The organism is Bacillus sp. BML-BC051, from assembly GCF_019656175.1.
GTDB lineage: Bacteria > Bacillota > Bacilli > Bacillales > Bacillaceae_G > Bacillus_A > Bacillus_A mobilis.
In genome coordinates this window covers 1-12,757 of sequence record NZ_BPLI01000101.1, presented here as the reverse complement: position 1 = coordinate 12,757, position 12,757 = coordinate 1, and the positions used below count along the sequence as shown (strand labels likewise).

The following is a 12,757-nucleotide window of genomic DNA, read 5'->3' as shown; positions in this document are numbered from 1 at the left end:
CCAACTGCAGTTGCTCCCATGTTCACTTCATATAAGTGTTGACGTGATTGCTGAATTCGTTTCATATCACGTTCAAGTACACGAGAGTACGCTTTAAATTCTTGTCCAAGACGAATTGGCACAGCGTCTTGTAAATGTGTACGACCCATTTTAATAACATGGTCAAACTGCTCTGCTTTTAATTCAAATACATCGTGCATATACCCCATCGTTTGTAATAAACCTTCTAATGCGTTTAATGTAGCGATATGAATCGCCGTTGGGAATGCATCGTTTGTTGATTGCGCCATGTTTACATGGCTATTTGGACTAATATAATGATAGTCTCCCTTTTCCATTCCTAGTAATTCAAGAGCACGGTTGGCAATGACTTCATTTGCATTCATGTTCATTGAAGTACCTGCTCCGCCTTGGATTGGATCTACGATAAAATGATCATGCCATTTTCTATCAAGAATTTCTTGAGCAGCTTCTGCGATCGCGCCGCCCTTGTTCAATTCCAATCTTCCTACATCTGTATTCGCAAGCGCTGCTGCTTTTTTTACAATTGCGAACGCTCTAATTAAACTTTCATGAATTTTGTACCCTGTAATCGGGAAATTTTCAACAGCGCGTAAAGTTTGAATTCCGTAATATGCCTTAATAGGTAATTCCTTTTCTCCCAAAAAATCCTTCTCCACTCGCATGTTCTTGTTTATCATTGACATTTTAATTTCTCCCCTATATTAAATGTAAAACCTAAATAAATCATATGGAGTCATTACCAATCCTTATCAGATTTTATTGTTAAATCATAGGCTAAAGGCTCTTCAATAATTTTTTTAATCTCTTCTAATTTATTAGTTTTTCCAAGCGTCCACATCAATTTTGCTAAGATGGCTTCCGTATTCATATCTCCAGATAATATTACTTGATGTTGCGCCACTTTTCGTCCTACTTCATAGAGAAGTATGTCTTCTCCTTCTTCCAGGCATTGAGTAGTAATCACTACAGCAATCCCCATTTCAGTCAATTCTTGAATTTTCGAAAGCAAGTTCCTTCCTTCAAAAGGTAATCCGCCGTTACCAAAACTTTCAATAATAACCCCTTTATACAAATCTTTTAAACAATCAAACATCTCTGGCTTTGTACCTGGATACAATTTCATAAGAAAAACATCTGTACATAAATTAGTATCTATTGAAAGTTCATTATGGGAAGACGTTGGCTTCCAATGATATTTCACTTCATCTTCATTTACTTCAGCAACATATGGATAATTCACACTTTCAAATGCATCATAACTTTTTGTTCGCATTTTAACTGCTCTCGTCCCAATAATCACCCTACTATCAAAAACAATAAACACACCGCCAACATCCTCACAGGCAAATCTAAGAGCATCAGCTACATTTTTCTTTGCGTCTGTCTTTTTAAAACTGATAGGTACTTGTGAACCTGTTAAAACAACTGGTTTTCTTAAACCTTGAAGCATATAAGATAAGGCGGAAGATGTATAAGCTAACGTATCCGTTCCATGTGTAATCACAAACCCGTCATAGTCATCATAATGATTAAAAACAGCATTAGCTATTTCTTTCCAGTGCTCAGGTTGCATATTGGTACTATCAATATTCATTAAGATTTTACAATCTATTTCTAAGTTTCGAGATGACCTCGAAAAATAATTCAATAATTCCTCAGCAGATAATCCTGGAACAAGCCCTTCACTCCCCTCCACAGATGCAATTGTCCCACCAGTTGCAAGTAATAAAATTTTCTTCATACACAACCCCTCCATAAAATAAACAACGATATATCGTTCGCGTAATGCGTATTTATATTTATCATTATAGAACTTAATTTAAATTAATCAAGATTTTGTATTCGATACGCGTACTTTTTTCTATTCTTGATTCTTTTTCTATGTTATAATTAATTTAATAAAATTAGATGGGGTATGAGACGAATGCTGGAACGTTTATCTAAATTAAGAAAAAATCAAAAATGGTCCCTACAAGAGACAGCAGATCGACTTGGGATTGCGAAAAGCACCTATGCTGGTTATGAAAATGGTTATAGATTACCTTCATTACAATCTTTATCTAAAATAGCCGATTTATTTGATACGTCTGTAGATTATATATTAGGCAGAATTGAACATTCACATCAAAACAAAGACGTCATTGATATTACAAGCCTCCTAAAAGATCCAGATCCAACACTTTTAATAGATGGAGAAGCACTGTCAACAGAAGAGATCATAGATTTTATTGCTTTTGTGAGAAGTAAACGAGAACTAAATTCCAAGAGAATAGAAAATATTGAACCAACATGTAAAAGTTGATTCAATAAAAAACGAAGACACTGCACTCTTTAAACTTAGAAATACTTAGACAATTAATTTGTAAATAAGGTGTTGGAAGCTTTCTACGTACTAGATTTAAATTTACATCTAAATCTTCGACAAATGCGATTTGTGGACCCACAATATTGTATTCAATTTCGGCTTTTGTAATATCCCTTTTTTCTTTCTTTGACACATTTACTAACAAACAATTTAATTTATCTGTATCGAACTGAATCAGTATATGGCCATTTAAAATACTATCCTGAATATCTTCCATTTGATTTGTTATTTTTGAATTCTCAAAGGGTAAGACAGACTGAATATCTTGTAACGAATCGAAACTCTTCTCTTTTATATAAGTCAAAATCTCTTCATGAAATATATTTACATCGATTAATGTTCTAAAATATGAAATGACTATAGAGGAATTATTAGAAGCAATTTCCAACGTTATAAAATCTTTAGATTTTTTTAGTAATTTCATTAAATCCTGTAAAGATTCTATAGAGTAAACAGATACTCTTTCATGCGGTTTCAATTGATAATACCCTTCCTTTCAGAAAGAAACTATATATAGTTTTCAGGAAATTGCTATTTTTAAAATTAGGGATGGTGATATGTAAGTATACTTACTGAATTAATAATAAAACCTTTGAAAATACTTAACCAAAATTAGTTAAAAAATGTATTAAAAGTAAAAACCAGAAATGTTTTCGAGCATAATTACAATATTAAAAACATCCTTTCTTTTAGTTCGAAAGAAAGGATGTTTTTATAACAAGCTTTTTCAAGTGTCTATTCTATAGGGTACATTTACCAGTGTTCTTCTCTTTATTATTTCATTAAGTAACATTAGCATTACATTCTGTATGGTTTCTTAAAAAATTTCAGTAAAAGAATATATTAATTTTGAGGTGTACAAATAGGGAGAGTGACTTCAACTGTAGTCCCCTTATTCACTTCACTTTCAATAAATATCTTTCCCTGATGTGTTTCAATAATTTTATAACAAATCATTAATCCTAAGCCAATCCCCTCTTCTTTAATACTATAAAAAGGTTCTCCGAGGTATGGTATACGTTCTTTTGGAATCCCACACCCTTGATCGATAAAACGAATGCTTAATTGATTATTATCAAGTATATTTAATTGAATGAGAATTTCCCCTCCCATCGGCATAGATTCAATTGCATTTTTTACTATATTAACAAATACTTGCTTTAACTGATTTCCTTCACATGAAATTAATGGAATACCAGGGTTAAGATCGATTCTAATTTTTATATTGTTCATCATTGCTTGAGGTTGTAGTAGCATTAAAACTTGATCCATTAGCACACTAATATCATTAAGTTGTATTTTTACCACCTGTGGTTTGGCTACCGTCATAAATTCATTTGTAATACTCTCTATACGCTCAATCTCTGATGATACTATATTAATATACCCCTGATTATTCTCATTTTCCGTTGATTTTAGTAATTGCATGAACCCTTTCATTGCAGTTAATGGATTATTAATCTCATGAGCCATTGCAGTCGCTAATTGTCCTACAACAGCAAGTTTTTCAGATTTTCGTAATAATTCTTCTGTTTTTAGCCGTTCAGTGATATCACGAGAAATACTTAGGAAAACCTTTTTACCATTTAAGTTAAAAACACGAACACTAAACTCAGTTGTTATTACTTTTCCTGTTGGAAAAACATATTCATCTTGCAAAGTGAAGGAAGTTTGTCCCTTTTTAATTTTTTCTAATAGCTTTACGATCATTTGAGAATCTTGTGGTACTATATTTGAAAATGATAATGAGAGCAACTCTTCTCTACTATATCCAAATCTTCTACACCCAACAGGGTTTACCTCAATAAATCGACTTGGAACATTATCTTCATTCAGCTCTACTACATATACCGCATCAGTTGCTTGTTCGATTAGTGCACGGTACTTCATTTCACTATCTCTTAATTGCTGGTGTAATCGATGCCGTTCTCTTTCTGCTTGTTTTCTTTCAGAGATGTCTCTACATATTGCTGATAAAGCTATCACATTTCCTCTTACATCTAGTATAGGAGAAACTGTCAGACTGATATCAAGAAGACTCCCATCGCTCCGTTGTCTAACAGTTTCTAATCTAGTAACTACCGATTCTCCTGTTAGAATTTTCTGAATATCTTCAAGCGATTCTTCCATTAAAAAATCTGGTACACAAGGTAATCTCTTACCTATGATTTCTTGTGATGACCACCCAAATATCTTTTCATAAGCTTTATTAGCTTGTAAAATATGCCCTTCTCGATCAGAAATGGTAATAGCATCTAGATTGTGCTTTATAAATGATTCTAATAATTCTTTGGTAGCGCTTAATTCTGATTCTACCTTTTTCCTTTCGGTTATATCAACTGTAGAACCAACAACTTCAATAACTTGTCCATTTCGTTTAATCGGCCTAAGCGCAATAAGAATAATAGTTTTATCATTTGGCCAAGGTAATTCAAATATAATTTCGTTTCCTTCCCATGCCTGAAGATAGTACTTCATCAATTGTGGAACTAAATGTGGAGGAATAATAGAAGCATCAATAGTACGTAAGCTTTTTCCTACCACCTGTTCAGAATAAAATCCGTTTTGATAATAAAACTGCCCATCACATAAAGTGTGTATAAAGTGCTTACCCACTTTTTTAAATTTAAAAATTCCTCCTTGAAGCTCATGCACGGTATCTGTAAGTTCTTGCTTCGATTTTTTTAATTCTCGATTCATTTTAGATAAGTCCTGTGTTAAATAATACAATCTCTGGTAGGCTTCCATAAGAAATAGCCCAATTAAAAGTCCTAACACTATATATAATAAGCCTCCTGTGTAAAGTAATGTAGTATTAAATAACACCCCAACTACCCACTTTATTCCAATAAAAACAGAAAAATATAAAGATGCACCTTTAAAAGGATGTAGTTTTTTTAAATAAGTTTTAAAAGTAGAAAATAGAATCCCCATACCTAAATAAGCAATCATAGGAGGTTCCCAATACCCTCCAATGTAAAAGATACGCATTAAAATTATGCTAATTAACGTAATCCAACCAGCAATACGACCAAAGTAAATAAAAGATAGAATAAGAGGAACAACTCGAAGATCGTAGGAAAATCCCATGTATGGAACAGAAAAGAACATTAACGTAACTGCAATAATCCCTCCATAGAGTTTTTCGAAATATCGACTAGAATTAATTGTAAACACTTGAATAAATATTGCTGCGCTAACTAATAAAGAAAAAATAGAAAGGTTGATGAAATAATCTTTAATAATCATGTAATGTCCCTCCTTGCATTAAGTGTATTCGACAAAAAAGCTAAAAATCCTACAAATTGTATAAACAGTTCAAATGCATAAATTTTAAACTAGGATAAAATTTAGAAAAGTAAATAAGGGGCACAGCAGATGAGATATTTTAATGAAAAATAGTTCAAAAAAGATAATAGTAACCGTTGACTACTATTATCTTTTTTCTTTAAGTTATCGTAATATGTCTGAAACTCTAAGGGACGTGGTATGTCATTTCATCAAACAATGATTATATGCTGAGTCATGAATATAGAAATTTCAGCAGTAATTTTTGAAAAATAACATAAAAAACAAAACTATCTTTGAAAATGGAAAAAACCTATATAAATGTCAACTAATCTATGTACAAAAACGTTCACTTAATTTTGCATAAAATCACTCCACTTAGGAAGCTAAGTGGTTCTTCAAGGTCGATAAGAACACCTGTAGATGCTTCAGGATAACTACATAATTGTATGAGTAATGTACTTGAAACCTTTCGATAAAACCATATACATAAGACAACTAACTCCTTGGTTCAATATTTACTTTTTCGCTGAACAAATTCTTTTTCTTGAGCAAAATATTCTAGGATATAAGGAGATTTTTCAATTAACTTGTTGTCTAGTTTATTGTCCAGCTCCAATTACTTCGTTACTTTCAGATTCAGTTCATTATATTTTGTACTTTGTCTTTATACACAACATATTCTTTACCATCCACTACTGCTACTACCGCAAATTCATCATTTGGATTGAATGAAAGCCAATCAGCCCACATGTTAGTATTAGCCCCTCCACTCCACATATTATGAACAGTGTTTTTAGTTAAATTCATAACTTTATAAGACGCATTTGGCGCATTTGTTCCAGTCTTTATTTCAAAAGTGTATGCGTTATGAATTTTTTTATAAAAGTAGAAAACGTTTGATGGACGAAGCTGATTCAAAAAATCCTGTTCTTTTTTCTCTGCAATTTTTATCCCTTCTTGCAAAGTGACAACATCTGTTTTTAATGTTTTCCAACTGTTTTTCGCTGCATTCAAGCTAGGGGTTAAGAATTTATATTTATTTTGATCAGCTTTTTGATCAGCTTTATCAATATGTCCCAGTACACCCGAATATTGAGAATCTAAATCCTCCCATTGCGTAGACATATAAGTAAGAGCAGTGATAGCACTATCAAGCATACTATGCATATCACTAATATTATGAAATGCAACTCCAACTACACGATTCAATGTTATTTTATAATCTACAGTCTGACGCAATTTTTCTAATTCAGGTTCTAGCCAACCTAACTTACCTCTTGCATCACCTATCATTATGCCACCAGCAATCAAGGTTGGAATAAAGGGGATTTTCACCATGTCTAAGCCCTTAGATTCTATGTCTTTCTGATATTTTACTTGTCCCAAAAGGTCCTCTAGACGCTTTTGGTCAGCCTCCACATCAGCACCTTGGTTTTTTAAAATCGATTGCAATGTCTCTTTATGACTTCCAAATGTTCTAACATCTTCTCCAATAGCATTTTTTAATTGAATTAATTCTTCTATTAATGCTTTTGCAGACTTTTGATTTTGTTGAATTCCTCCCTGTAAATCTATAATCCCTTTTTTTAAAGTATCTCCATTTCCAGTATTGATCGCCTCTACTAATGTTTCATAATAATTTTCAAATTTTGTATCGTATTCTATAATGCCTGTCAATGTATCAAAAAGCTGTTTTTTTACTTGTGTATTCCATGTAACAGCATGTGCTCTTGCATTCTTTTGATCTTGTACAATTTTACTAGGTAAATCTGCATTTCCATTAATAGTTATTCCTTCAAAACTCACATCTGGATTATTAATTAGCAAATAAGAATATTCATTCATAGCTTTTGCAAATAAACCAGCATCTTGCAAAGCTTTTTTCATCTGTTCTTCATTTGCTGAAAGAGACATATTTTCAGTGTTCGTTTGTTCAATTTCAATTGCAAAAGTTTCTAGTGGTATGACTGCATAAGTAGTTGTTATAGTTAAAAACGCTGATACAGCGAGTAGTTTATTAGGAATTTTTTTCATCATTTCGTATTCCTCCTATATAAGGTATGGTTTCAAGTTCTAATCTTATTAAAAAGCGATGTCTTTCAAAATGAGTTCTACATCTTTTATCAGTATCGTTTGAACTTTCTTTAGCAGCCTTCAAATCATTAAGTATTAAAGAAAATGTATATAATCTGCTTCAAATTAACTGATTCTGTTGCAAATTTTAAAAAAGCAATTAAACTAAAAGGTTATTTTTTATTCGAATCATACTTATATATAATTGAAAGGCGAAGTCTTTAATGAGACTCCGCCTTTCTGTTATATAAGGATTTATTAATTATTACTTTTCTGTTTAACAGTGTAATCATAGACTTTCTATGTTTTAGTTCACTTTACAACAGAATTAATATTTCCCTATTTTTGTGGAGTAACAGTTTCCACTTTTAATTCCTTTATTCCTTCTTTTAATGTAACAGCATCTGTTCGTAATGTTTTCCAACTGTCTTTCGCTGCATTTAAATTAGGTTTTAAGAATTTAAATTTATTTTGATCAGCTTTTTGAGCTGCATTCTCAATATGCCCTAGAACGCCCGAATATTGAGAATCTAAATCATGCCACTGCGTGGACATATAAGTAAGAGCGTTAATAGCATCATCAAGCGCCTTGTGCATTTCATTAATATTACTGTAAGCAACTCCAACTACACGATTTAAGGTTACTTTATAATCCACGGTCTGACGTAATTCTGCTAATAAAGGCTCTAACTTACCTAAATTATCCCTTGCTACTCCCACTATGATACCGCCAATTATTGGTAGACCCAAAATAGCACCCTTCATTACATTAAACCCATCAGATTCTAATTGTTTATAATAGTTTACTGATCCTAATACTTCTTCTAGACGCTTTTGATCGGCATCAACATCTGCACCTTGATTTTTTAAAATTGACTGCAAGAGCTCTTTATTACTTCCAAATGCTCTAACATCGTGTCCAATAGAGTCTCTTAATTTAGTTAATTCTTCTATTAGTTGTTGTGCATACTTTTGATTTTGTTGAATTTCACCTCGTAAATCTGTAATCCCTTCTTTTAAAGTTTCTCCATCCCCTGTATTAATCGCCTCTATCATTGTTTCATAATAATTATCAAATGTTGTATCGTATTCAACAATACCATTCAATGTATCTAAAAGCTGTTTTTTTACTTTCGTATCCCAAGTAACGGCATGTGCCCTTGCATTCTTTTGATCTTGTACGATTCTACCAGGTAAATCTACATATCCATTAATGGTAATTCCCTCAAAATTCACATCAGGATTCTTAATTAACATATAAGAATAGGCATTCATAGATTTTGCAAATAATCCAGCCTTTTGCAAGGTCTCTTTCATTCTCGCTTCATTTGCAGAAAGAGCCGTATCTCCATTATTCGTTTGTTCAATTTCACTTGCAAAAGTTGTTACTGGTGAAACTACATTAGCAGTTGTAATAGTTAATAGCGTCGATACAGCTAGTAATTTGTAAGGGATTTTTTTTATCATTTCATTTTCCTCCAATTTAGGTTTTAAATTTCAGTTCTACTCCTGTTTAAAAGCAATATCTTTTGAAATGAATTCTGCATCTTTATGAATATCATTCCAACTTTCTTTAGCGGCTTTTAAATCATCTGGTATTAAAGAGAATTTGTGATCTTGCATAGAATCGATATTATCCAGTAAATCTGTATAATTTGCGCCCATTGTATTCCATTGCTTTTGAATATTTGTTAGAGACAATATCGCTTGATCTACAGTCTGATATAAATATGCCAATGTTTCTTTCGCGTTAGTAAGTGAAAGAACTGCTTGATTAGCACGATCTGCTTTCATACTTAATTCTCCGATTTTGTTAGAAATTTCATTATAGGAGTCCATATGCTTAGATGCTGTGACACCAGCCGCTGTTCCTAGACCGATACCAGCTGCGCCAAGAGCCGAGAGTCCACCAACAACAGCCGGTGTTGCTGTACCGCCAGTTACAACAATAACTACCGCTCCTCCAATAGCTGCAATAACTAAAATAGCTGCTCCCAATCCACCACCAATTGACCATGCTAATACATCATCAAAATGTTTTTTCTGAGTAGAACGAAGTTGCTCAATTTCAGCTTGAAGTTGTGGAATCGTTGCCTGCTGACCTGCTAATATTGCAGTTAATCCACCTTTCCCATCTGGACCACCAACATTATTTTTAAAATCTGTGGAATTTTGATATAGTTTCCCTTTGAAGTCTTGTAGCATCTTAATCACATCTGTAACTTCTTTTGAATTTGTATTGATTGTAGTAATTAAATCATTTATACCCTCTTTTAGACCTGCCTTATCTTTCTTTTGTACAGTTTCTACTAATGTGTCGTAATAATTTTGAAATTGTTCATCGTAGTTTACAATATTACGAGCCGTTTTTTGAATCTGTGGCTTCGCTGTATCTAACCAGTAATTCGCATTGATTCGTGACAGCTCTTGATTAAGGTGAATATTTTTGAGCAGCTCTCCTCCCTCTGGGCCTAAATCGATATTAGATAAATTTACATTTGGTTGCTTAATCATTGTTTTTGCGTATAAATCCATTACTAGAATATGAGACCCTGTTTCAGCCAATGCTTTCTTCAGTCCTTCGGGACCTAATGCATAATTTCCTACTTTTTGTTCTTGAGCGGTCGTTTCTTGTGCAAATGCATGAATAGTGTTACCAGTAGTAGCAGTTATAACAGTGGCTAATGTAGCTAAAGTTAGTACTTTGAATGGAAATTTTTTCATGACTATTCTCCTTCTTTCGCTAAATGCTTATAATCTTTATGAATTCCCAAAAAACGCTATATTAAAATTTATATACTTGTTCTTCAAGGTAACTTATTACATTTTTTAATTGTCTTAATGTATCTTTTTGAGACTGCTCGTTAGTTGTATCAACATTAGTAGATAATTTTGTAATGCTATTTTTTATTAGATTTAAATCTTCTTTATAGCGCTTTAGTAGATCAAGTTCTACATCTACTTGATTTGCAAACGTATGCAAATCATTTTGTGTAAGAAGAAGCATTGATTTTTGTAAATCAGCTATTGATAATTTCGTTGTTAAATCATATATTTTTTGATTTTGTTTCTCTAAATCATCTAAATATGCTCGCTGTTCTGCTGTTAATTTATTTACTTCAGCAAAAACGCCAAATGTTTTCTTAATCTTTTCGGTATCAATGACCTTCATCAGGTCATACTCTTGTGTTTTTGCTGCGGCTGCGGCTGCTATTTCACCTTGTTTGCTTTTCTCAATTGCTTCACGAGCTGCTTTTTTTGCTGATTCAATCTCTAGAGCAGTTTTACCTTGCTCTGTTGCTTCTTGCACTGCTTTTTTCTCAGCTTCTAGAATAGAGTTGTTAATTTCTTTTCCTTTGTTATACGCTGCCACCCCTGCTTGAGCAGCTGGTTCAATAATTTCTTTTGAAAGACTATAAACTTCTTTGAATATAGCAAATCCCTGTTCATTTAAAGCCCCTGGTATTAATGCAATTTGCTGTAAATCATTTTGAATTGCTTTTTTGGTATTTAATATTTCATTTTTTAACTGATCTATTTTTCCTGTTCCATCTGTACTTAGTATGCCTTGCGCAGTTGCCACATCAGTATCAAAATCTTTTAATTTTTTATCAAGCTGTAATTTAAGATCTGTTAATTCATTAATTTGCCGTTGCGTATTTTCTTGATTCGTCATAGCCATTTCTTGCAGTACTTCCAGTCTATCCGAAAACCCTTCTCTATCTTCTTTATTGTCTACAAACGATTTTAATGTCGGGTAATAGCTATTAAATTTTGTTACAAATCCTTTACTTTTTGAATTTAATAGAATTAACTGTGGATAGAGTTCCGATGACCATTCCTTCATATCTTGTTTGATTAGGAATTGATTTGTATTTAAAGCTGTGACTTCCTCTAACTGTACATTAGGACTCATTAAAGATTGATCAATATACGTTTGGATTAATTTAGATTGCGCACCTAATTTTCGTAATGAAGAGGAAATATCCATGCCTTCCTGTTGAGTTTCCGCTTGAACGATTGGTGTTGCGAGAGTATTGATAGGAATATTTCCTCCAGTTACAATGGATGTGACTAATAATCCTGTAATTATTTTAGTTTTCATTCCGTACACTCCTTTACCATTGTTTTTATAACTTAATTCATATAACTTGTACGACCTTTCTCTTTGTAAACTGGTTAGGAAGGAGAAATCTTTCAGATAGGTTAATATCGTTATTTTTCACTTCTAATAGGATGTAAGGATTTTATTTATCTCTCATTTCGATACTCTATTTTTCAAAAATAAATAACAAAAATTTATTAAATATATTTGAATCAGGCACCCTATGAGTAATAATTTATTAATTCTTCCCTAGGGTTGCGGTTTAACTTACAGAACCGCGAGAATCAATAAACCAATGCTTACAGTTAATCTTGTCATAACATTGTTTAATTTCAATTTGATAATATCCCTCTTAGTTTTGTCAGCAAACTCCTTACTAGACAACAAAAGGTGAAATTATACTGTACATTGCTTATACTTTTATTGCGGAATAACTTCACTTTTGTTATGCAGAAACTTAGAACACGTTTATTACCAATTTGATTCTTGACCTCTCGTAAACAAAAAGACTATTCAGAAAAATATTTCCAACATAATGTTACTTACAACTTCACTATAATTCCTATTAGCGTAACCTTCTCCTTTCTGTCTGGTCATACCAGTTATGTTGTTCATTAAAACATTAAATTTTTAATGCGTAAATAGAAAAATTTTGTCGATTAAGCTCGATAATTCACTGTTAAATAAAAATATGTCCCGAAAAAAATTATATAAATATAGTTATTCGTAAATTTCATTTCTGTAATTGGAATGATTACAAATTAATGTGTAATACGGTTAAAAATAACTATTTTAGCTCAACCAAGAAATTTTATTTTAGAAAAAATACTTATAGAATAATATAATAGGTCTTTTTATACTTTTTTTCCTTTATTTAGTTATGTATAATTGCATAAAAT

Annotated in this window: 8 protein-coding genes and 1 pseudogene; 1 reads left to right on the top strand and 8 read right to left on the bottom strand. The window is 32.2% G+C overall.

The features are described from left to right. A partial coding sequence (locus tag K5S59_RS28500) for a lyase family protein (protein WP_259653025.1) occupies positions 1-701 on the bottom strand: 701 nt, incomplete at its 3' end. Between the two features lie 59 nt (positions 702-760). Next, positions 761-1,765, bottom strand: coding sequence for an asparaginase (ansA, locus tag K5S59_RS28495; RefSeq protein WP_000722314.1), 1,005 nt, complete (start codon positions 1,763-1,765; stop codon positions 761-763). Positions 1,766-1,948: 183 nt separating this feature from the next. On the opposite strand from ansA, the gene ansR reads away from it, so the two are divergent. Continuing rightward, entirely contained in the window at positions 1,949-2,326 is a 378-nt protein-coding gene (gene ansR, locus K5S59_RS28490) for an HTH-type transcriptional regulator AnsR (RefSeq protein ID WP_000893573.1), read from the top strand. 4 nt (positions 2,327-2,330) lie between these two features. On the opposite strand, the pseudogene K5S59_RS28485 reads toward ansR, so the two are convergent. From K5S59_RS28485 to hblC, 6 genes and pseudogenes are all read right to left on the bottom strand, one after another. Next, positions 2,331-2,867 (bottom strand): annotated as a pseudogene (locus K5S59_RS28485) (spore germination protein); the annotation flags it as partial. A gap of 365 nt (positions 2,868-3,232) precedes the next feature. Then, positions 3,233-5,638 carry a PAS domain S-box protein gene (locus tag K5S59_RS28480; RefSeq protein ID WP_212981929.1) on the bottom strand — a complete coding sequence of 802 codons (2,406 nt, stop codon included), beginning with the start codon at positions 5,636-5,638 and terminating at the stop codon, positions 3,233-3,235. A 678-nt stretch (positions 5,639-6,316) separates the two neighbouring features. After that, on the bottom strand, positions 6,317-7,717 hold the full coding sequence (gene hblB / locus K5S59_RS28475) for a hemolysin BL regulatory component HblB (RefSeq protein ID WP_098873378.1): 1,401 nt from the start codon (positions 7,715-7,717) through the stop codon (positions 6,317-6,319). A 375-nt stretch (positions 7,718-8,092) separates the two neighbouring features. Beyond that, on the bottom strand, positions 8,093-9,220 hold the full coding sequence (gene hblA, locus K5S59_RS28470) for a hemolysin BL binding component B (RefSeq protein ID WP_000591969.1): 1,128 nt from the start codon (positions 9,218-9,220) through the stop codon (positions 8,093-8,095). A 36-nt stretch (positions 9,221-9,256) separates the two neighbouring features. Beyond that, positions 9,257-10,477: a hemolytic enterotoxin HBL lytic component L1 gene (gene hblD, locus K5S59_RS28465; protein ID WP_120450433.1), complete on the bottom strand. Its 1,221-nt coding sequence runs from the start codon at positions 10,475-10,477 to the stop codon at positions 9,257-9,259. Positions 10,478-10,538: 61 nt separating this feature from the next. Next, complete coding sequence (gene hblC / locus K5S59_RS28460; protein WP_000850149.1) at positions 10,539-11,858, bottom strand: hemolytic enterotoxin HBL lytic component L2; 1,320 nt, start codon at positions 11,856-11,858, stop codon at positions 10,539-10,541. Positions 11,859-12,757 lie beyond the last annotated feature (899 nt).

Coding starts and splice junctions, on each gene's coding strand:
- hblC (WP_000850149.1), bottom strand. CDS start 11,858: ATGAAAACTAAAATAATTACAGGATTATTAGTCACATCCATTGTAACT.
- hblD (WP_120450433.1), bottom strand. CDS start 10,477: ATGAAAAAATTTCCATTCAAAGTACTAACTTTAGCTACATTAGCCACT.
- hblA (WP_000591969.1), bottom strand. CDS start 9,220: ATGATAAAAAAAATCCCTTACAAATTACTAGCTGTATCGACGCTATTA.
- ansR (WP_000893573.1), top strand. CDS start 1,949: ATGCTGGAACGTTTATCTAAATTAAGAAAAAATCAAAAATGGTCCCTA.
- K5S59_RS28480 (WP_212981929.1), bottom strand. CDS start 5,638: ATGATTATTAAAGATTATTTCATCAACCTTTCTATTTTTTCTTTATTA.
- hblB (WP_098873378.1), bottom strand. CDS start 7,717: ATGATGAAAAAAATTCCTAATAAACTACTCGCTGTATCAGCGTTTTTA.
- ansA (WP_000722314.1), bottom strand. CDS start 1,765: ATGAAGAAAATTTTATTACTTGCAACTGGTGGGACAATTGCATCTGTG.